At 48.1% G+C, this 20,705-nt stretch carries 26 protein-coding genes; 11 read left to right on the forward strand and 15 right to left on the reverse strand.

All coding sequences use genetic code 11. The annotated features are described in order from the left end of the window. The first annotated feature begins 37 nt into the window (after nucleotides 1–37). From F9L33_RS15725 to F9L33_RS04710, 10 genes are all read left to right on the forward strand, one after another. Nucleotides 38–181 (forward strand): hypothetical protein, encoded by a 144-nt coding sequence (locus F9L33_RS15725; RefSeq protein ID WP_193221970.1) that lies wholly within the window; start codon nucleotides 38–40, stop codon nucleotides 179–181. Nucleotides 182–185: 4 nt separating this feature from the next. Beyond that, entirely contained in the window at nucleotides 186–1,382 is a 1,197-nt protein-coding gene (pgk, locus tag F9L33_RS04670) for a phosphoglycerate kinase (RefSeq protein WP_152141561.1), read from the forward strand. Nucleotides 1,383–1,407: 25 nt separating this feature from the next. Continuing rightward, on the forward strand, nucleotides 1,408–2,301 hold the full coding sequence (locus tag F9L33_RS04675; RefSeq protein WP_152141562.1) for a fructose bisphosphate aldolase: 894 nt from the start codon (nucleotides 1,408–1,410) through the stop codon (nucleotides 2,299–2,301). 146 nt (nucleotides 2,302–2,447) lie between these two features. Next, nucleotides 2,448–2,753 carry a septum formation initiator family protein gene (locus F9L33_RS04680; protein ID WP_193221971.1) on the forward strand — a complete coding sequence of 102 codons (306 nt, stop codon included), beginning with the start codon at nucleotides 2,448–2,450 and terminating at the stop codon, nucleotides 2,751–2,753. A 194-nt stretch (nucleotides 2,754–2,947) separates the two neighbouring features. Further along, nucleotides 2,948–3,403, forward strand: a complete 456-nt coding sequence (locus tag F9L33_RS04685) for a hypothetical protein (RefSeq protein ID WP_152141563.1) — start codon at nucleotides 2,948–2,950, stop codon at nucleotides 3,401–3,403. An 80-nt stretch (nucleotides 3,404–3,483) separates the two neighbouring features. Next, entirely contained in the window at nucleotides 3,484–4,473 is a 990-nt protein-coding gene (gene pdhA / locus F9L33_RS04690) for a pyruvate dehydrogenase (acetyl-transferring) E1 component subunit alpha (protein ID WP_152141564.1), read from the forward strand. Nucleotides 4,474–4,486: 13 nt separating this feature from the next. After that, nucleotides 4,487–4,873, forward strand: a complete 387-nt coding sequence (locus F9L33_RS04695) for a VOC family protein (protein ID WP_152141565.1) — start codon at nucleotides 4,487–4,489, stop codon at nucleotides 4,871–4,873. A 4-nt stretch (nucleotides 4,874–4,877) separates the two neighbouring features. After that, nucleotides 4,878–6,245, forward strand: a complete 1,368-nt coding sequence (locus F9L33_RS04700; RefSeq protein WP_152141566.1) for a pyruvate dehydrogenase complex E1 component subunit beta — start codon at nucleotides 4,878–4,880, stop codon at nucleotides 6,243–6,245. Nucleotides 6,246–6,255: 10 nt separating this feature from the next. Further along, a complete protein-coding gene (locus F9L33_RS04705; protein WP_152141567.1) occupies nucleotides 6,256–7,524 on the forward strand; it encodes a pyruvate dehydrogenase complex dihydrolipoamide acetyltransferase in 1,269 nt (422 codons plus the stop codon). A 101-nt stretch (nucleotides 7,525–7,625) separates the two neighbouring features. After that, nucleotides 7,626–8,168: a hypothetical protein gene (locus F9L33_RS04710; RefSeq protein WP_152141568.1), complete on the forward strand. Its 543-nt coding sequence runs from the start codon at nucleotides 7,626–7,628 to the stop codon at nucleotides 8,166–8,168. A 142-nt stretch (nucleotides 8,169–8,310) separates the two neighbouring features. Here the strand turns inward: F9L33_RS04710 and cysE are convergent, their stop codons facing one another. Next, nucleotides 8,311–9,123, reverse strand: a complete 813-nt coding sequence (cysE, locus tag F9L33_RS04715; protein ID WP_152141569.1) for a serine O-acetyltransferase — start codon at nucleotides 9,121–9,123, stop codon at nucleotides 8,311–8,313. Between the two features lie 88 nt (nucleotides 9,124–9,211). Between cysE and F9L33_RS04720 the strand changes: the two genes are divergently transcribed. Then, nucleotides 9,212–9,550, forward strand: a complete 339-nt coding sequence (locus F9L33_RS04720) for a TraR/DksA family transcriptional regulator (protein ID WP_152141570.1) — start codon at nucleotides 9,212–9,214, stop codon at nucleotides 9,548–9,550. Here the strand turns inward: F9L33_RS04720 and F9L33_RS04725 are convergent. The 14 genes from F9L33_RS04725 to F9L33_RS04790 all read right to left on the reverse strand — a co-directional run bounded on the left by F9L33_RS04725 (nucleotide 9,531) and on the right by F9L33_RS04790 (nucleotide 20,701). Next, nucleotides 9,531–9,830, reverse strand: coding sequence for a hypothetical protein (locus F9L33_RS04725; RefSeq protein ID WP_152141571.1), 300 nt, complete (start codon nucleotides 9,828–9,830; stop codon nucleotides 9,531–9,533). The genes F9L33_RS04720 and F9L33_RS04725 overlap by 20 nt on opposite strands. Beyond that, nucleotides 9,830–10,543 carry a DUF2793 domain-containing protein gene (locus tag F9L33_RS04730; protein ID WP_152141572.1) on the reverse strand — a complete coding sequence of 238 codons (714 nt, stop codon included), beginning with the start codon at nucleotides 10,541–10,543 and terminating at the stop codon, nucleotides 9,830–9,832. Before F9L33_RS04730 ends, F9L33_RS04725 begins: the two co-directional genes overlap by 1 nt. Further along, nucleotides 10,536–14,450, reverse strand: coding sequence for a glycoside hydrolase/phage tail family protein (locus F9L33_RS04735; RefSeq protein WP_152141573.1), 3,915 nt, complete (start codon nucleotides 14,448–14,450; stop codon nucleotides 10,536–10,538). Before F9L33_RS04735 ends, F9L33_RS04730 begins: the two co-directional genes overlap by 8 nt. After that, on the reverse strand, nucleotides 14,451–14,900 hold the full coding sequence (locus tag F9L33_RS04740; protein ID WP_152141574.1) for an NlpC/P60 family protein: 450 nt from the start codon (nucleotides 14,898–14,900) through the stop codon (nucleotides 14,451–14,453). It lies immediately after the preceding gene. A gap of 3 nt (nucleotides 14,901–14,903) precedes the next feature. Beyond that, nucleotides 14,904–15,791 (reverse strand): DUF2163 domain-containing protein, encoded by an 888-nt coding sequence (locus F9L33_RS04745; protein ID WP_152141575.1) that lies wholly within the window; start codon nucleotides 15,789–15,791, stop codon nucleotides 14,904–14,906. After that, nucleotides 15,791–16,423, reverse strand: a complete 633-nt coding sequence (locus F9L33_RS04750; RefSeq protein WP_152141576.1) for a DUF2460 domain-containing protein — start codon at nucleotides 16,421–16,423, stop codon at nucleotides 15,791–15,793. The genes F9L33_RS04745 and F9L33_RS04750 overlap by 1 nt, the downstream gene beginning before the upstream one ends. 11 nt (nucleotides 16,424–16,434) lie before the next feature. Next, nucleotides 16,435–17,097, reverse strand: coding sequence for a phage tail tape measure protein (locus F9L33_RS04755; protein ID WP_152141577.1), 663 nt, complete (start codon nucleotides 17,095–17,097; stop codon nucleotides 16,435–16,437). After that, the gene (locus tag F9L33_RS04760; protein WP_152141578.1) at nucleotides 17,084–17,293 is read right to left on the reverse strand and encodes a rcc01693 family protein; all 210 of its coding nucleotides are present in this window, start codon (nucleotides 17,291–17,293) and stop codon (nucleotides 17,084–17,086) included. Before F9L33_RS04760 ends, F9L33_RS04755 begins: the two co-directional genes overlap by 14 nt. Continuing rightward, nucleotides 17,290–17,604 (reverse strand): gene transfer agent family protein, encoded by a 315-nt coding sequence (locus F9L33_RS04765; RefSeq protein WP_152141579.1) that lies wholly within the window; start codon nucleotides 17,602–17,604, stop codon nucleotides 17,290–17,292. Before F9L33_RS04765 ends, F9L33_RS04760 begins: the two co-directional genes overlap by 4 nt. Then, the gene (locus F9L33_RS04770; protein WP_152141580.1) at nucleotides 17,604–18,017 is read right to left on the reverse strand and encodes a phage major tail protein, TP901-1 family; all 414 of its coding nucleotides are present in this window, start codon (nucleotides 18,015–18,017) and stop codon (nucleotides 17,604–17,606) included. The genes F9L33_RS04765 and F9L33_RS04770 overlap by 1 nt, the downstream gene beginning before the upstream one ends. A gap of 24 nt (nucleotides 18,018–18,041) precedes the next feature. After that, on the reverse strand, nucleotides 18,042–18,452 hold the full coding sequence (locus F9L33_RS04775) for a DUF3168 domain-containing protein (protein ID WP_152141581.1): 411 nt from the start codon (nucleotides 18,450–18,452) through the stop codon (nucleotides 18,042–18,044). Continuing rightward, nucleotides 18,449–18,781, reverse strand: a complete 333-nt coding sequence (locus F9L33_RS04780; RefSeq protein ID WP_152141582.1) for a head-tail adaptor protein — start codon at nucleotides 18,779–18,781, stop codon at nucleotides 18,449–18,451. Before F9L33_RS04780 ends, F9L33_RS04775 begins: the two co-directional genes overlap by 4 nt. Beyond that, nucleotides 18,781–19,365: a hypothetical protein gene (locus tag F9L33_RS04785; protein ID WP_152141583.1), complete on the reverse strand. Its 585-nt coding sequence runs from the start codon at nucleotides 19,363–19,365 to the stop codon at nucleotides 18,781–18,783. Before F9L33_RS04785 ends, F9L33_RS04780 begins: the two co-directional genes overlap by 1 nt. A 142-nt stretch (nucleotides 19,366–19,507) precedes the next feature. Further along, on the reverse strand, nucleotides 19,508–20,701 hold the full coding sequence (locus F9L33_RS04790) for a phage major capsid protein (protein ID WP_152141584.1): 1,194 nt from the start codon (nucleotides 20,699–20,701) through the stop codon (nucleotides 19,508–19,510). Between the last annotated feature and the right edge of the window lie 4 nt (nucleotides 20,702–20,705).

The raw sequence follows: 20,705 nt of genomic DNA on the forward strand, positions 1-20,705 counted from the left end.
TAACAGGATGGCCCGCATGATCTGCGGGCCCAATTATATGACGAATAAAACAGCAATCGCTTTTGGCATTTTCCTATTGGCTTTGATCGCCCACGACGTCGTTGTGAATGGATCAGAAAACATCGTTTTCTTAGCGCAAAAAGGGATAGAGCTGATGGATTGGATCGCCTTCTGGAGGTAAGCTTATGGCTTGGAAGACACTTGATGATATGGATTTGGACGGCAAAAACGTTCTGATCCGTGTGGATGTAAACGTGCCAGTTGAAAACGGCAAAGTCACAGACACAACCCGTTTAGACCGCATTAGTCCAACCGTATTGGAAGTATTATCCAAAGGTGGTCGCCCTATCCTGCTGTCACATTTTGGCCGTCCAACACGTGGTTTTGATCTGTCTATGAGCACACAACAGGTTGTCCCTGCTCTATCACAAGTTCTGAATCGCCGCGTTCATTTTGCCAGTTCTTGCATTGGCCAAACAGCACGCGAAGCCGTTGATACACTGCCAGATGGTGATGTGCTTTTGCTGGAGAATACACGTTTCCATGCTGGTGAGAAAAACAACGACCGTGGCTTTGCCAAAGATTTAGCCGCTTTGGGTGATGTATTCGTGTCCGATACATTCTCAACAGCACACCGTGCACACGCCTCTGTTGCAGCGCTTGCAACATTATTGCCAAGCTGCGCAGGTCGTTTGATGGAAGAAGAGCTAAAAGCGTTAACGAATTCTCTATCTGAGCCTGAGCGCCCTGTTTTGGCTGTCGTTGGCGGCGCAAAGGTATCGTCTAAGCTAGTTCTTTTAAAAAACCTTATTGGCCCAATGGATAAAATCGTTATCGGCGGCGGTATGGCAAACACATTCCTTGCAGCCCAAGGTCATCAAGTCGGTCAATCACTATGCGAACACGATCTTCAAGATACAGCACGCGAGATTTTAGCAGAAGCAGAAGCCGCAAACTGTGAAATCATCTTGCCTGTAGATGTTGTTGTTGCCCGTGAGTTTAAAGAATTTGCAGAAAACAAAGTCCGTGCAGCAGATGATTGCCCACGCGATACAATGATCTTGGATGCTGGCCCAGATAGTGTTGAAAACATCTGTAACAAACTGGAAGACGTGAAAACAGTCATCTGGAATGGCCCATTGGGCGCCTTTGAAATTCCACCATTCAACACGGCCACAGACGCAGTCGCACTTAAAGTGGCTGAAATGACGGAAGATGGCCAAATTCTATCCGTTGCTGGTGGCGGTGATACTGTAGCAGCCTTGAAAAAATCAGGTGCAGCCGAGAGTTTTTCATATATATCTACCGCAGGTGGTGCTTTCCTTGAATGGATGGAAGGTAAAACACTGCCAGGTGTTGCTGCATTAGACGACACAAAATAATAATTTAAACGCTTAGGAACGCTTCATGTCTAAAAACGATCAAATCCAACAAATGCAATCAGGTGCTGGTTTCATCGCAGCCCTAGACCAAAGTGGTGGCTCAACACCAAAAGCCCTAGGCTTATATGGTGTAGATGAAAGCGCTTATTCATCAGATGCAGAAATGTTCGACCTGATCCACGCCATGCGTGCTCGTATCGCAAAAGCCCCTGCTTTCAAAAAAGAGCAAGTGATCGGCGCAATTTTGTTTGAAATGACAATGGATCGCGAAATCGAAGGCCAGCCAACAGCGACTTACCTTTGGGAAGAGCGCGGCGTTGTGCCATTCCTAAAAATCGACAAAGGTCTAGAGGCAGAGGCAGACGGCGTTCAATTGATGAAGCCAATTGATGGTCTGGATGCCACTTTGGAACGCGGTACCAGAGCAGGTATTTTCGGTACGAAAATGCGTTCAGTGATCAACAAGGCATCACAAAGCGGCATTGCGGCAGTTGTTGGCCAACAGTTTAAAGTGGGTGAACAGGTTCTATCACACGGCCAAGTGCCAATTATTGAACCAGAAGTGACAATTTCCATTGCAGATAAAGCAGAAGCAGAAAACATCCTGTTGTCTGAACTGACGAAATCACTAGATGCCATGTCTGACGATAAACAAGTGATGTTGAAACTGACTTTGCCAGAGCAAACAAATCTGTACCAACCATTGGTCGATCACCCACGTGTCATGCGTGTTGTTGCCCTATCAGGTGGTTACAGTCGCGAAGAAGCAAACACGCGCCTGTCAAATAACACAGGTATCATCGCCAGTTTCTCTCGCGCTTTGACTGAAGGTTTAAGCGCTGGTCAATCTGATGACGCGTTTAACACAACGATTGCAGCAACAATCGACAGCATCGCAACGGCATCAAACGCGGGCTAAGCCCAATAAATCCTTAATAATCAGGGGCCTTAACCCAAGGCCTCTATTTTTTTCGAATCATTTGCATTTAAGGGATTCACAAAGCGAATCACTTGTGGCATGATTCGTTTGAGTTCGGCGATAAAGATCGAACCGTGAGGCAGACTATGTATAAACAACGTGGAAATTCAGGGGCGCTTTCAACAAGCATGTTTTTAGTAACAGCAGTGTTGCTAATGGCTTACTTTGCCTTTGCCGCAATTCAGGGTGACTTTGGACATTTCAAACGGAACCAAGTCAATGCTGAAGCTTTGGAACTTCAGACACAATTGGCGCAGTTAACCAGTCAACGAGAGTATCTAGAGAATAAAACAAAACGACTATCCGATAAATATCTGGATCTTGACCTGTTAGACGAGCAAGCCCGCAAAGTGTTGGGTATGGCCCGCGAAGATGAAATAATTATAAGGTAAACAAAGATTTACCAACTATCCCAAGACCAAACTGAACCGTAGAGAGATTACTCTTTACGGTTCATCTTGTTCTATATGAGTGTTTTTTTACATTTTCGAATTCAAAAATGATATATATTGATACACTCCAAGCAAAATACAGAAGTATAATTCTAATTTATTAGTATTCATATCAACATATGAGGGGATAAATCATGAAACATGAAAGCGATAAAGCCAATACAATAATAAAAGTTTTCATCACCAGCTCAATTTTACTCATCACACCTGTGCCAACTACAGCTGGCGAAGGTGGTGGTGGTGGTGGTGAAAATCAAGACTTACCAAGTACAACTACTAGTACGAACACGAGTACAAATAGCAAACCAATAATAAAAAATCTTTTCGACAAAAAGGGATACTTACAAGAATGTAAAAAAGATCTCAAAGTCGCTTCAAAAAATTCAAAGGTTGCAAATAAACGCGTTAAAGATACCGAAAAAAAGTACAGGTCTATTCAAAAAAGCGGAACTACAAAGGATAAGAAAAAGATTCAGAAGCAGCTCAAAAAAGATAAAAAAAATCGTGATATAGCTTTGAGAAAAGAAAATAAGTTACGCGACAAATGTCTTAAACTTTCAGAACAAATTAAGAAGGGAAAAAGACAGTAATAAAAAAGCGCGTGCACTTTCCATTAACTTACCCTATAATATAGTTTAACGTTAAACTATATTGATTTTGGAGATGCTATATGCCCGCTAAAAAATCGACCCGAAAGTCAAACATTTCGGGGGAAGAACTGCTAGATCATTACAAAAACATGCTAATGATCCGACGGTTCGAAGAAAAAGCCGGACAACTCTACGGTATGGGCGTCATCGGTGGCTTTTGCCACCTCTACATCGGCCAAGAAGCAGTTGTTGTCGGCCTTGAAGCCGCAGCAAAAGAAGGCGACAGCCGCCTCACCTCTTACCGCGATCACGGTCACATGTTGGCATGTGGTATGGATCCAAAAGGGGTGATGGCAGAATTGACTGGCCGCGAAGGTGGCTATTCCCGCGGCAAAGGCGGCTCCATGCACATGTTCTCTACAGAAAAGAAATTCTATGGCGGTCATGGTATCGTAGCAGCACAGGTTCCAATCGGCGCAGGCTTAGCGTTTGCTGAGAAATATAATGGCACAGACAACGTAAGTTTCACATACTTTGGTGATGGCGCTGCCAACCAAGGCCAAGTCTATGAAGCCTTCAACATGGCAAGCCTTTGGAAACTCCCGGTAATCTTCGTCATCGAAAACAACCAATATGCGATGGGTACATCCCTAGAACGCGCCTCTTCCACACCAGATCTTTATACACGTGGCGAAGCCTTCAACATCCCTGGCGAAGCCGTGGACGGTATGAATGTTCTATCCGTTAAAGAAGCTGGTGAACGTGCTGTAGCGCATTGTCGCGCAGGCAATGGACCTTATATTCTAGGCGTAAAAACATACCGTTACCGTGGTCACTCTATGTCTGACCCTGCTAAATACCGCACCCGCGAAGAAGTGCAAAAGATGAAAGAGGAACGTGATCCAATCGACAATATACGCGAGATGATCGAGCAAGGAAAACACGCCACAGCGGATGAGCTGAAATCTATCGACAAAGAGATCAAATCTGTCGTGTCCGAAGCCGCCGATTTCTCACAAACAAGTCCAGAGCCGTCAACAGACGAACTTTACACCGATATTTTGCGCTAAGGAGCCACAGGAAATGGCACATTTCGAGATTTACATCAAAGATGTAGAGGCAGCAAAAGAATTTTACGGTCATCTCTTTGACTGGACTTTCGAGGCAATGCCTGGAGCAGAAGAAGTTAATTACCACTTGGCATTCTCTGAAGAGATAGGTCCAGAAAAACCACTTTCTGTTGGGTTGTTAACACGCCCAGATGATACACCAGACGCTGGTGGCCCAGTGCGCGGTGGTGCGATGACGTTTGAGGTCGCCGACTGCGATGCTTCATATGTTTGGGCATTAAACAATGGTGGTGCAGAAGCACTACCTCCAACAGATTACCCAGGCATTGGCCGCGCAGCTTATGTCGAAGATGGACAAGGGAATATAGTAGGCATGATTACACCGAGCGAAGGAAGTTAAATAAATGGCAATTCAAATACTTATGCCCGCCCTATCTCCAACGATGGAAGAAGGCACGCTCGCAAAATGGTTGGTCAAAGAAGGTGACACTGTTCAATCCGGTGACATCATGGCTGAGATCGAAACAGATAAAGCCACAATGGAATTCGAAGCGGTGGATGAAGGCGTTATCGGCAAGATATTAGTGGCAGAAGGCACCGAAGGCGTTGCTGTAAACACAGCAATCGCAGTCTTGCTAGAAGACGGAGAAGATGCATCAGCAGCAGACGCAGTCGAAGCACCTGCCCCAACAGCAGAAACACCTGCACCAGTTGAAGAGGTTACAACAGCTCCAGCCAAAGCCATTACGCCAGTAGATGTTCCAATGGAAGACATCCCAGAAGGCACAACATTCACATCCACAACTGTGCGCGAAGCGTTACGCGACGCCATGGCCGAAGAAATGCGCCGCGAAGAAAAAGTATTCCTTATGGGCGAAGAAGTAGGTCAATACCAAGGCGCTTATAAAGTATCCCAAGGTTTGCTGGACGAATTCGGCGAAAAACGCGTCATCGATACGCCAATCACAGAACATGGCTTTGCTGGTCTCGCAGTGGGTGCCGCCTTTGGTGGCCTAAACCCAATTGTCGAATTCATGACCTTTAACTTTGCAATGCAAGCCATTGACCACATCATCAACTCAGCCGCCAAGACACTCTATATGTCGGGCGGTCAAATGGGCTGCCCTATGGTCTTTCGCGGGCCAAACGGTGCCGCTTCCCGCGTTGGTGCCCAACACAGCCAATGTTACGCCGCATGGTATGCTCAAATTCCGGGCCTAAAAGTCGTAATGCCGTATTCAGCAGCAGATGCAAAAGGTTTGTTAAAATCAGCCATCCGCGATCCAAACCCAGTGATTTTCTTGGAAAATGAAATGATCTATGGCACCAGCTTTGATGTCCCGGATTTAGAAGATTTCACAGTGCCAATTGGCAAAGCCAAAATTTGGCGCGAAGGCGAAGATGTAACACTCGTCAGCTTCGGTATAGGCATGAAATACGCCTTAGAAGCCGCAGATAAACTAGCAGAAGAAGGCATTTCAGCAGAAGTTGTAGATCTGCGATCTATTCGTCCGATTGACTACGACACTGTTTTGAATTCTGTAAAGAAAACAAACCGTTGTGTGACAATCGAAGAAGGTTTCCCTGTCGCATCAATCGGCAACCACCTCTCAGCCGTGATCATGGAACGCGCATTCGATTACTTGGACGCGCCAGTGATTAACTGTACAGGCAAAGATGTTCCAATGCCTTATGCCGCCAACCTTGAAAAACTTGCCCTTGTGACCACAGACGAAGTGATTGCAGCAGTCAAACAAGTCACATATCGCTAGGAGATAAGACATGGCAATTCAAATCCTCATGCCCGCCCTATCCCCAACGATGGAAGAAGGCACATTAGCCAAATGGCTAGTCAAGGAAGGTGATACAGTTCAATCTGGCGACCTAATGGCAGAAATCGAGACAGATAAAGCCACCATGGAGTTCGAAGCCGTTGATGAAGGCGTCATAGGCAAAATTTTAGTGGCTGAAGGCACATCAGGCGTGGCTGTAAACACGGCAATCGCAGTTCTATTAGAAGAAGGTGAAGACCCTTCAGCCGCAGAAACAGCACCTCCTGCCCCCACGCCAACAACAGAACTAGAAACGGTAACAGCTGAGGCTCCAAAAGCTGCAGCACCTGCGCAAACAGCTCCTGTAAGATCAGGCGAACGTGTTTTCGCAACGCCATTGGCTCGCCGCATTGCAGCAGACAAAGGCGTTGATCTCACAACCCTATCAGGGTCTGGCCCACATGGTCGTATCATAAAAGCAGATGTAGAAGGCAAACCAGCCAACGTACAACCGTCAGTACCAGTAACAAAAGCTGTCATAGCATCCTCTGCAACCAGCGACAGTGTCAAAGCCATGTACCAAGACCGTACATACGAAGAGGTTCCTTTGGATGGCATGCGTAAAACAATCGCAGCACGCCTTACAGAAGCCAAACAAACCATCCCACACTTCTACCTGCGCCGCTCTATCCACCTGGATCGCCTGATGGCGGCCCGTAAGGAAATGAATGTAGCCCTAGAAACTGATGGCATTAAAATCTCTGTAAACGACTTTATCATCAAAGCCTGTGCAAAAGCCCTGCAAGATGTACCTGATGCAAACGCAGTTTGGGCCGAAGACCGTATTTTGAAACTTGAACCATCCGATGTAGCAGTCGCCGTCGCCATCGAAGGTGGCTTGTTTACACCAGTTCTTCGCGATTCAGACAAAAAGTCCCTTTCAGAACTTTCTTCTGAAATGAAAGACTTAGCGGGCCGCGCACGTGAGCGTAAACTGGCACCACATGAATATCAGGGTGGCAGTTTTGCAATTTCAAACCTTGGCATGATGGGTATCGAAAACTTTGATGCCGTAATCAATCCACCACACGGATCAATCTTAGCTGTGGGTGCTGGCATGAAAAAACCAGTGATTGCGGATGATGGCACAGTCAAAACAGCTATCATAATGTCTGTGACACTCTCAGTGGATCACCGAGTGGTCGACGGCGCATTGGGTGCCGAATTCTTAGGTCGCATAGCACATTACCTTGAAAATCCACTCGCTATGTTTGCCTAAAACATTTTAGGACACAGATAAAAGGCCGCCCACCCAAGAGCGGCCTTTTCCTTTTCTACAATATGTATCAAACTGCACAGATATTCAGTTTGGACATTTCAATGCAAAACACTGCCATTATCACAGCTTCTGCATCCCTCTTTATTTGGGTCGCCACACAATGGGTCAGAATGCTAAGAAATCATTATCAACGTCTTGCAGAACGCAGAAACCTTGTACACGCCCTCTTTTCTGAAATTGATTTCAACACCAAAGACTTGCTGTTCTTTGTTGAAAAATCCGTAACCTTAAAACAACTCGAAACCGAATTTGACAAGAACCCGGCCTTAATACCCCATATCACTGATGCCCATCACACGCTGATTTACACCTATAACATCGACAAATTACATTACATCGATGACCATCTTATTACCCGGTTGGTGGTTTTTTACGGACTTCTTGAGAAGATCAAAGAGCAAATTGATGGATTGAATCGCCCAAGTTATGCCAGCATTTCGGCCCGCGGCAAATACATAACCCTCACATCATTACTGGATAATGCAGCAGAGGCCGAAAAAATCGGATGCAGTATACTTAAAGAATTTCAGGATAAATATCAGAAGCTTAACCTTACGCGCGAATTCAGATTACCGATTAAGTAATCAAAAATCACGACGCTTATATTACGATTGGATCAGGTCCAGACATCGATAACACTCCAGTTTCTATGTTCATTATATAATAACATACATGTATAAACCAACCCCTAATAGATCCTGCCTTGCAAATTGGCGGGATCATAGATTAGCTTTTGTTGCTTGAAAGTAATTGATCCATAGACTGCGCAGGTTGATCGCAACCAGCCTCACCCACAATTTTAGCAGGTACACCAGCCACAGTCTTACACGGTGGAATTTCCTTCAAAACAACAGAACCTGCCGCAATGCGGCTGCAATGCCCGACAGTGATATTCCCCAAGACTTTCGCGCCAGCGCCAATCAAAACTCCATCTTCAATGGTTGGATGACGGATATCATCTTCCTTACCAGTCCCACCAAGTGTCACCGCATGCAACATAGATACATTATCACCCACACGTGCGGTTTCACCGATCACAATCGAATGCGCATGGTCGATCATAATACCCTTACCCATACGTGCGCCTGGATGAATATCCACACCAAACACCTCTGAACTGCGCATCTGCAAGAAGTAAGCAACCTCTTTACGATCCTGTTTCCACAACCAATGTGATACACGATATGCCTGCATCGCTTGGAACCCTTTAAAGAATAACAATGGTTGCAAGAAGTTATGGCAAGCAGGGTCACGCTCATGAACCGCCATAATATCAGCACGTGCATCATCTGCTAAAGACGGATCAGCTGCATAAGCCTTATCAACAATTTCTCGCAAAATTTGCGTTGTCATCTCGTCATTTGATAACTTTAAAGCAATCCTATAACCTAATGTTTTTTCTAAACTATCGTGATGCAACACACTGGAGTGAACCAAGCCAGCCAAAACTGGTTCTCGATCTGCCAACTCCTTCGCATCGTTGCGAATACGTTCCCAAACGGGATCGACCTTACGTAGATTTTCTGCAGCTTGAGCCATGATTATGTCCAATCGCTAAATTCTTTATGGACTCAATGTATTACAGAATTGACAGCGTCAATACAAATCACGTCTAGTTGTGAACATTATGACAAACCATGATGCCGCATATTACATTACCAAACTAACAGCTTTGGTTGCCGAACTCGAAGGTATGGATCAAGCCACCAAAGACAGCAGATCAACAGTGATCTTGGATCAGACCTCTGTAGGTCGTCTATCACGTATGGACGCAATGCAACAACAAGCCATGGCTAATGCCACAAGCCAGCGCAGGCAATCCGAGATATTAGCCGCCAAAGCCGCACTATCACGTATAGACGAAGGTGAATTTGGATATTGTGTGGAATGCGGCGAAGATATCACACCAAAACGTTTAGATCACAACCCGACTGTCGCCACATGTATCACCTGCGCACGCGGCTAGTTGGAAAACCACGTAAAACACGTTCAAAAATCAGACGCATACACTTCGCATACCCCTTATCCGATAAAAACGGTTCTGGCATAAGTGCCCTATCCCAACAGGCAGAGGCCAAACTCCCAGAACCATATCCTCGCAAATACCGCCCAAACCGCTTGCGGTATTTATCCGCCGCATGCGCACGATCAAACAACTGATCACAAAGCGCAACACGTTCCCGATCAGGAACTACCAACAAAGCTCGGGCCGCGGTCACCACATCTACATGTAGCAATGCCCGCATCAAACAGCATCAGGCGGCGTTAAAACCGTTGTGTGAATAGCAAACCGAATAGCGCCACTGACAAAATCACCACCATTCGCCGTCAGCAGCAAAGGTGTATCCGAATAATACGTCTGCGGTTGTCCAGTTAACCCTTGGATATAAGTATTTAACCAATGCCCATATCCACTGCCATAACGGTTATCCGCTCCAACCACCCCAAGATTAAAATCCGTTGCCTCAGCAAACACAATCTCTTCAATCACACGCGCAGTTACCCCAACCACACTGCTATGATGTGGGATCACAACCACTGTTTCATTGGTAGCTCCAGCCGTAATTTGATGATCAAACTGAATATCCACCGTTTGCGCCGACCCCAGCGCACTGGCCTCTAGGGAATTAACATCGCTCCAAACACCGTTTATAAACCGCGCTTGCGCCACTTCATCCACAACCCAAGCAGTCCAACCATCATGTCCATCAACAAACACCCAACCACCATTCAAAAACAATGCGACCTTATGATCTTGCCCTGACCAAACCCCGCTCGCCCCAATAGGCACAGCGTATACCTGCCCATCAGATGGCGTAGTTGGCACATCTTCACTACGCGATTGGAACGTAAGTTGCGCCAAAGCATCTAACCGCGCCAAAGCTTCATTCACAGTCACATGTTTTTGTGCTTGTGACGCTTGCAAGAAAGGTAATTTAAATTGATATGATTCAAACATTTAATGTCATCCTATTATATGGTCCAATTCCAAATCGTTCTGATATCTGTGCGACCTCAAAAGTGATTTCTCCAGCCGCATTATCCATCGTAATATCTCCCGCGCTATACTCCCATTCAGGCACAATACTCTCTGCCTCTCGCAAAACGGTACCACCAGATAGAATACGTATATGGTAACGTTCCGCCTCTTCGCCCAAGGGCACCTCAAGTGATTGCCAACTGTCCCCATCAATGCGCGTACGGCGTATCCAACGAAACCCATAATCATCACCATCAAGAACCGCCTTCAAGTGCACAGGTGCATAAGGCCGCAAACCAACCCCCTCAAAACTCAAGGCTTGTTGTTGATAAGTTGCATCCGATACAGGCCTATCCGCAGATACCACACGGTAATTTCGCTCTAATCCACGCGCAGATGCCGCCAATTCAATCTGCTCAACCCCAGCACCCAATAAAACAACCTGCGCGCCAACTGGCCAGACATCAGGCATAATATGCTCTGTTCCAGCTTGCCCACGCAACAAACCCGCCAAACGATAGCTGCCATCCGCCTGTAAGTCCGCAGATTGAAACTGAAACACCTCCCAATCCCCATCCCCAGATCGAATAGCAGCCGCATTCCCACCATCAAGCACATCGCGCTCAGACAGTGATTGAACATCATCTGAGAAAAACACGAGCACACCGTCGCCATGATCCCAGCGCGCAGGGTTTGAACGCGACAATTCACTCATCGTCACCCCCAAAACCGACTTCACCTCAACCACCGTGTTCAACTGAAACCCATCCGAGCTATTACTGCTATAAACAGCTACACCTGCCCCCCAAGGGTCACCAGTGGCCGCAAAATGCGGCGCATGTGGTACTTCATTACCTGTGAGCAACGGCAAATCCATAAATGCTGTATAAGGAATAGCAGGCCGCACCACAGGAACAGGTTCACGCCCCATATTAATCACTGAAACCGCATCAAGCACATGTCGCTCCACACGCGAAGCTTCCACCACCCGTGCCCCAAACTCCTCCAGCCGATCCACACGATATACAAGCGGGCTTTCTCCCACAGATATGAAATCCCCCAGCGCCACATCCACACGCGATGGCGGCAAGGCGAACTTTATCTCATCACGCGCCACGCGTGCCTCATTCAACATACGATCCGCAATATTCTGCCCTGTTCCACGATCTAGCACCAAAGGCACCTGTACGGACGACGTTCTTAAACTCTCATCCCCTGTCAGGCGGCTCTCAACAGCCGCTACCTCATAATGCGCATTCTGATCCCAAAATTGCACACGAAGCCGCCCCATACGTTCTGCATCGGGTGTACGCACCTTTGCCACAACATCACCTTGATCAGGCAAGACGGCCAAATCAGCTTCATCCAACGCAACAGGTTCAATATCTTTCCGTGTCTTGAAAACCAGCTTGCCGCCCTCTTCAAAACTCGAAAATCCATAGGCTAGCATCAATGATTGCAAACTCTGCCGCCCCGTCTCTACATCCCGAATGGCAAAGCCAGTAATATTCCCCTGCAAATCACTCACATCGTAATCCGCCACCCCAGACAGCTCACATATCTCACGCACCACATTCGCAAGGCTCTGATCCGCAAAACGTCCAGATATCCAATGACCACGGGCAAAGTTCACCCCATCACTCCACAAACTCAAGCGATCTGGAAAATCAGGCCAAGGCCGCGTATCCCACGCCCATACACTGGCATTCGCCAAATCCACCATAGGCCCGTCATAAAATGTCGACACAGGGTTATGTTTTTCATTTCCCCAATACGTCAACATCGCCTTCAAGTATTGGCTTTGGATATAATTATCAGGTGTTCCATTCGAATAATACGGCACAGCAGATTCTGATGACTTTTCATCCAAAAACACATTCGGCTGGTTCGTCCCCTTATCTACAGCAGGGCAACCAAATTCTGTAAACCAAATTGGTTTAGACTGCGGGATCCAATCTGTAGCTTCGTCTTCACGCACTCCACCAATACGGTTATGGTGTACATTTCCCCACCAATTGGTAAAATCTTTATAACGGTAAACCCAATCTTCCCCATATGTTCCATCAACAATAGGCGTGCGGGCCTGTGTGTCACGATCATAAGCACTGGCATAATACCAATCATAACCTTCACCACCTTCAATGTTGCTTCGTAGATAGTCTAATTCATAAACAGACCCAAAACTTGCATCCAAATGTCCGGGCTCATCTCGCCAATCTGTTAACGGTACGTAGTTATCAACCCCGATAAAATCGATATTATCATCTGCCCACAAAGTATCTAAATTAAAGATTACATCACCAGATCCATCTTGCGGGTGATATCCAAAGTACTCGGACCAATCCGCGGCATATCCAATCTTTACATCTGGCCCCAAAATACTGCGCACCTGCTCTGCTAAGTTGCGTAAAATTCTGACCACTGGAAAATTATTACGCCTCATACGTATGCGCGTTAAACCAAGTAATTCTGATCCAATACAAAAAGCATCCACACCACCAGCCAATGCACATAAATGCGCATAATGCAGGATAAACCGTCTGTATGACCATTCAGCAGGGCCAGTATAGCTGATCGTCTGGCCACGCGCTTCAAAGTCATCTGCAGAAGCTTTCCCCATAAACTGCCTGACTTCCTTCAACGCATCAGGCGTTCCATCAGGCGACCCAGGAACCATAGGAGCAAGCGAAGTCGTGATACGCCCCCGCCAAGGAATAATAGGTTGCCCCACTTCACCTGTATAAGGATTAATTAATCCGTTATCTTCTTGAATATCCATCAATATAAAAGGGTAAAATGTAACCTTCTGACCACGTTCTTTAAGTGCTGCAATACTTTCCAATACAGACGCATCAGATGGCGTGCCTCCAAATACAGGCCGCCCATCATTTTGGCTCACCTCAATAGCTTGCGTTCGGTTAATGCCCGACACCTCCCACACCATAGGCGTGCCTTCATAGCGTTTCTGCTCCACTTGTGGCCGTAGCTTACACAACCCACAGCGCAAATCCGTACCAAACCAAGTCACAACCAATGAAGCCGCCCCATTGTTTGGCAGATCAGACACCAAATCATCCAAAGCATGCACCACATTCGCCTGCCCGCGATTGGTGTTTACATTCGCACTCTCATAGCTACCAAAGCCAAACCCATAATCCACAGGCGTGGTCGCCAGCGCGTATTCCCCAGTCCCTGGGATCAAACAAACCGATTGCACCATGCTCGCTGCATCTTCGTCCAAAGCACCTTTAGGCTGCGCTTTACGAAACACTTCAAAATTCAGCTGCGGTATACGATTACCGTATTGCTCAAGCTGCAAATCTTCGATCACAACATAAGCCGTCCCACGAAAGGCAGGTGTATTGTCCATACCCTCAACAGCCGCAATCACTGGATCGGGCAATTGCGCTTCATCCCCCTTATAAACGGTATAATTCAAATCCGCATTGGGCACCTCGACACCATCCGCCCAAATCCGCCCCACACGATCAATCACACCTTCACCCAAAGCAAAAGCCACACTCACTGAATAACTGTAACTCTGCGTCGTCACCTTTGGTGCCGATCCGCCTTTACCACCGCCACCAGAGGTACTCGTTTGAACCGTTTCCTTAAAACGGCTCGACCAAATCATCTGCCCACCAATCCGCATACGTCCCATAACACGCGGAATAACAGTACCTTCTTGTGCAGATTGCACACGGAAACTTTCAACACGCCCCGTTTCAACAACAGGCGCTGCCTGACCAAACAGTTTCTGGTCAATCACACCACCCAGAGCAGCCCCAGCCGCACGCCCTATTACAGCACCAGTTAAACCCAGCACAGTGCCGCCCACACCTCCACCAATCGCAGCACCTGCCGCAGATAATAAAATCGTCGCCATCTATCTTCCCTTCTGTGGAAATTGAAACTGCGCCACAACCTTGCGCTTCCAAGCATCTGTTAAAGGCGTTTCAATCACCCCGCGCCCCGTATAGGCGTGGATAACAGTCGCAAACCCTGCCTCAGAACGCGCCAAAACACCCAAATGCTTGGCAACATGCCCCGTTTTCATCCGAAACAGTACAATCTGCCCAACGCGCGCCAAATCAAGCTCCACAACCTTCATATTCCGTGCAGCCGCTGCCCACAGGCGCTCTTCACGTCCAATCTCAGACCAATCCGCAGTATACGTCGGCACTACTTCAGGCTCGGCGCCAATAACTTCACGCCAAACACCGCGTAATAACCCAAGACAATCACAGCCTTGCCCCTTAACCGATGCCTGATGACGATAAGGCGTGCCTATCCACGCCCGTGCCACACGAACGATTTTTTTCTCTCGTAATGTCATTAATTACCTCAAGCTTGATCCATCATTCTGTCCATCCCGCACAGGGTAAGACAGCGCCCAATCATCACCAGGCATCTTCGGAAAGCCTCTAAAATTCAAAAGGTTTGAAAATTTCACACGGCACGTATTCTCAGCCTTGTCACAGCCAGCTGTCACCTGAACACGGTCACCAACACCAATCGGGTGACGCAAATCTTCCCACATCTCCAACACGCGGCGCGGCCCATTGATCTGATCCACTTTAACCACGCCCACAGCACCTGTGTTCTCACCTGTCACAAACGCAACTGTACCTTGTAAAAACCAAGTATCATCATAAGAATCCAGCCCTTTCAGATGCAAAACACGCTGCCCCACAGAAAACGTCACCTCAGCCTCAGACGTGAACTCTGCGCCCGTCAAATCCACCTGACACCGCGCATCTCCCACTTGAGCACCACATTGACGCAAATACGCCCGCCCAATTGGTTGATTCAAACCTTCGCTGATACTGCGCAACTCTGCCTCAAAAGCCCCAGACCCGCGTTTAATTTCACCAATCGTGCCCTTAAACGTGATCATACGTTGCTCAACATCCTCCCAATTCACCAAATATTGCGTAATAGAAGCTCCATCATAAAGCCCCTGTTCAATATCATCATCGGTCAACCCTACAGAACTGAGCGCCCCGACAGCTTGACTGTTATCAACCGCCAAACCTGTTGAACGCTCCAACGCCGCCGCATCCATACCAGTCGTCGGTATAAACTCAGTTTCCTCAAAGCTCAAACCACAATCATGATCCGTAAACCCCATACGCTCACCATCTGAACGCACCAAAATCCAACACCGACACAGGCTCGTCACACCACTTTTCACATGCGCCTTTAGCGCCTCTGGAATACCGTTCATCACACCCGCAACTCCACAACTGGAATACTGGGAATTTCACCCGCCACAAAGCTCGCATGGCTCATCTCCAACCGATCCGCATCAAACCGTACCGCCACATCGAACTCGAACCCAGCCGTCACCAGCGCGCCTTCACCAGGCGGTTCCAGAAATGTGACAATACCAGTAGTCAAATTCACCGTGTAATGCTTGCCAAGTTCAAGTTCATCGCCACCCACGCCAATAACAACCGTAAACTCCACAGGCTTGCGAATATCTCGGCAATACACCTCATCTCCAGATCGGTAATCCTTACACAACTGAAATTCAAAGGTCACATCATCCCCAACACCAATCTCTTGATCCAAGAAACTCACATCCAAAGACGGCAAGCTGCTCTTATAATCTGTCCAATCTTTCCAGCGAAACCCAAACAAAGGCCCGCGACGCGCCTCATAAAACGCAATCACCTTTTCCATATCGTCCAAGGACCGCATCGAAACACCTGCATCATAGCGTCTGCGCGAATGCGCCCACGGGCTGTTGCGTTCCTCAAATCCACTGTTTAGCGCAACGATCTCAGTGCGCCGTTCAGGCCCCCCCACAGATCCAAAGGATAAATCCGCAGGAAATCTCTCTTCATGAAATGTCATTGTATTCCCTCCTAACGATTACGTTGTCCACGCGCGATCGCACGCTGAATACCCGCCGCAATTTGACTGCTAGACCGTTTAAATCCTGCTGCATCAGGGGTTTGGATGTTCATATTCACTGTCACAGTGCCACCAGCACCAGCACGCACACCCAACGATCCATCCGCCCCACGTGTCAGCGGCATAATCGCCTCTGGCCCCGCTTCCCCCATCAAGCCAGTGCCACCTGACATCGGGAACAGCGTTGGACTGCTCACCACACCACCCTTTGCAAAAGGCGTGACATGCCCCGCAGAAAACACACCGCCCTTTTCAAAGGGCAAAATCCCACTGATCAAATTCGTCAAACCACCTGTCAACGCCCCGGATACGGCAGTGGTCACAGGCTTAATCGCGCTGTTAAACGTGGTTTCCAGCAAAGACTTCGCCACATTCTTCAAAACATCCGATGCCTTTGCCCCTTCAAAAATAATGTCACTAAACGCATTGCGCATCCCAGTGCCCAATGATCGCGACAATCCAGTCGCTTCACGACCAGCCCCCGCAATACCAACCTGCACACCACTCAACTCTCGTTGAAACGCCGCCGACATATCCGCAGCGCCAGCCAAGCGTCCCTCAAGCCCTTCCAACTGTACTTCAAGCTGGTCTATTTCCGTTTCATAATCTGCCATATTCACTCCGTTTTCCATCAGGAAACTGGGCAGAGAGGCCAATCAAATCCGCACGTGTCATCACTGCAGATTTACGCCCCTCCAACCCAGAAATCATAAGGAATTCCAATGGGGTTAACCCCCAAAACTCATCTGGTTTTAAATGCAAATGATGCAATCCAATCCGCATCATCGCAGGCCAATCAAACCCATTCATTGCGGCAAACTAAACGCCGATTTCAAAAGTTGCCCAGCACGCTTTGCTGCCTCAATGGGTCCACCTTCGATATCAGCCGCCATCAATTCAGATCGCCCACATTGCCAGCCCGCACCGCGTAATCCAGCCACCAAAAGCGCAACAATATCACCCGCCTTAAAAGCCCCGCTTTCAAACCGCTCAATCAAACCCATCAAACTGTCATCACCCAGCGTTTCCTCCAACTCTGCCAATGCCCCCAAAGTCAGACGCATCGGCAAAACCTCACCATTGACCGCTAGATCAACATCACCTCTGTAAGGATTGCCCATCACAATGCCGCAAACGTCAATTCACCAGCCGATGCCAAGGCCAACTCATAAACCGCTTCTCCATCGTATCGGCCTGAATATTCCACCGATGTGATCTGAAACGCCCCTTCAACCACGCCAAAATCAGGAATAATCACCTGGAAATCCGATTTCGTGCCATTAAAGAATAATTGTCGCGCCCGCTCATCCGTATCTTCATCCGAAAACACGCCTGACCCAGAAATAGAGGCAGATCGCACACCGCCCCCATCCAACAATTCGCGCCAACCACCAGTGCTGCCTAACGAAGTTACGTCCACAGTTTCGGCATTAAATGCAATACGACTGGCCCGCAGTCCCGCCATCGTTGTAAATGCACCAGAACCATCCAAATCGATCTTAATCAACAGGTCTTTACCATTTTGAGCTGTCATAATTTTTCCTTTAAAAATATATTGTTAAACATCCATAACAAAGGCGCGAAACGTCAGGTTAATCACCCGTTGATCGGGGCTAATTCCCTTGCGCGCCCGCGCAAATCTAAAATTCAAGCTTGTTAAAACACCGCGACTTAACACCAAATCCGCATCAATCAACGCATCGCAAACCGCCCCAGCCAAAGCCTTTGCCGTCTGAAACCCCGCCGTATCACTGTGAATATCAACCGCGATATCATGTAATGCCCCCGATGCTGTGTTAGTCGAGTGATCCCGCACCTTTTCTTCACCCAAAGCGATATAAACCGTTGGCAAAGCCCCACTGGGCACCGCATCGTAAATATGCGCCCCAATTAAGACAGACACAGCAGCGTCCGCACTCAAAGCCGTAAAAACCGCCGCTTGCAAACTTTCTGAAACCGCATAACTCATGCCGCCACCTCAACATGTGCCCAACATTCCAAATACAAACCAGCTTCATCATGAGGTGCCACCGCATCAATCACATAGGCCTGTCTACCATACCGAAATCGTTGATCCGCACGCGGGCGTTGTTCCGATCCCACTGGGGCTGATCGCACCACAATGCGATAGCGTACAACAGATACAGAAACCGCATCGCCATTGCGTACACGCCCTGACCGCGCATCTATATGCGCCCATAAATCACCGACAACACGCCAGCTTTCTACAAACCCACCAGCGCCATCTGCTGTTTCAACACGCTCTTCGAGCGTTAATCGTTTCGATAAATGTACCATCACACACCCCGCGAAACACGCAATGCGCGGTACGGCTCAATCAAACTCAACGCCGCGATAGGCATAGCCTCTGATGTACCTGTACGGTTTTCATAGGCATTCGCTGCTACAATCAGTACCGCTTGAGCCAAATCTGCAGGAACTTCCGCCCACTCGGCTCCAAACCCAGCTTCAAACATCAGATCGACAGATCCACCTACTGGCACTGGCGGTAAAAGCATCCCAGTCGCCTCAACAGCAGGGCAAATATCGTCAGGCACAAAGCGATAGCTGTCTACATCCGCAGCATTCCCCTCACCTGAACCATTAATCATTCGCAACTCAGTCACACCGACCACAGGGCGCACAGGCAAAACCTGCCGTGCCGCATCACGCCAACGCGTCAACGACCACACATATTGCTTACGTAACAAAACCCGCCCAGAGCGTGCTTCTACAGCTGCAATCGCAGCCCGCAAATAAATCTCCAACACTTCATCTTGCAAATCACTATCCGCAAAACCCGTGCCCATCTGCAAATGCGCCTTGAACGCATCCACAGGCAAAACATCCGAAGAAACCGAAATTGTTTCCGTTAAAATCATCAAAATCTCCAAATTCGAAAAAGGACGCCCCCAACGTCTCTCGGACGGAGGGAAGCAGCTAGACGACGCAAAGGGCGTCCAAAGGGTCAGGACAACAGCCCTAACCCGTCACACCTCTTGCAAGGCATGTTCCTAACGCAGTTTAAACCGCAAACTTCAGTAATTTGATCGCCGCAAAATCGCTGACATCACCACCGACACGTTTCGTGGCATAGAACAGCACATTCGGCTTTGCGCTGAATGGATCGCGCAAAATGCGTAGATCAGGGCGCTCTGCAATCGTGTAACCCGCATTAAAATCACCAAAAGCAATCGCAGGCGCCCAAGACGCGATATCTGGCATATCTTCCGCAATCAGCACTGGATAGCCCATCAAGCGTGCAGGTTCACCTGCTGCCAAACCATCAGACCATAGGAAACGGCCATCTGCATCCTTCATCTTGCGCACAGCGCCAGCCGTCTTGGAATTCATCACGAAAGATGCATTGGCACGGTATCGTGCGCCCAACGCATAAACCAAATCCACAATCGCATCCGCAGGGTTCACAGGATCAAAATCACCATCAGCACCTGTTAAAACATGGCCCAATTCTCCCCAAACCTCTGTCCCACTTTGAACGGAATCATATGTCAAAAACCCTGTTGGCTTATCCATACCGTCACCAGATACAAACGCACTGCCCTCTGCACGCGAGAATTTATCAGCAACACGCGATGCCAACCAACCCTCAACATCAAACGCACTGTCATCCAACAAACGTTGCGATGCTTTCGGAAGCGCCGACAATTCATGCAAAGGAATGGAAATACGCTCGACTTGCGGTGTCCCTGTTTCACCTGTCGCATCAACCTCAGTCGCCCAACCGGCGCCCGCTTCAGTCGTATCCACCAATACATCATACGCAGAAGCTTCAATCGCCACCACATTCGCAATTGAACGAATAGACGATGTATCATGCAATACACCTGCAATCTGATCCGCCGTCACAGGGTCCACTAAATAGCCACCATCTGCTGCCACAGCAGACGACAACGCTTTCTCTTCCACACCTAGCGAACGCATTGCATCCTCGTCGCCAGAACGTAAATAAGCTGCAAAAGCCTTCTTATGCGGCACCTCAACCGTAGCAGCACCCGATAACGCAGGTCGGTTCGTATTTTGTGTTTTTCGTTCAATCATTGCTAATCTATCTTCCTGTAGCTGTAATTTTGATTTCAATTCCGTATTCATTTTTGAAAAATCGTTTAAGAACCCCGACAATGCGGCTTTCACCTCTAACCCTTTGGGTTGGGCGCACGCCTCATGGTCCAAGGACTTGGTCTCTTGGTTGCTCATCAAT

Origin of the sequence: Amylibacter sp. SFDW26, assembly GCF_009184395.1 — a bacterium.
In the GTDB taxonomy this organism is placed as follows: domain Bacteria; phylum Pseudomonadota; class Alphaproteobacteria; order Rhodobacterales; family Rhodobacteraceae; genus Amylibacter.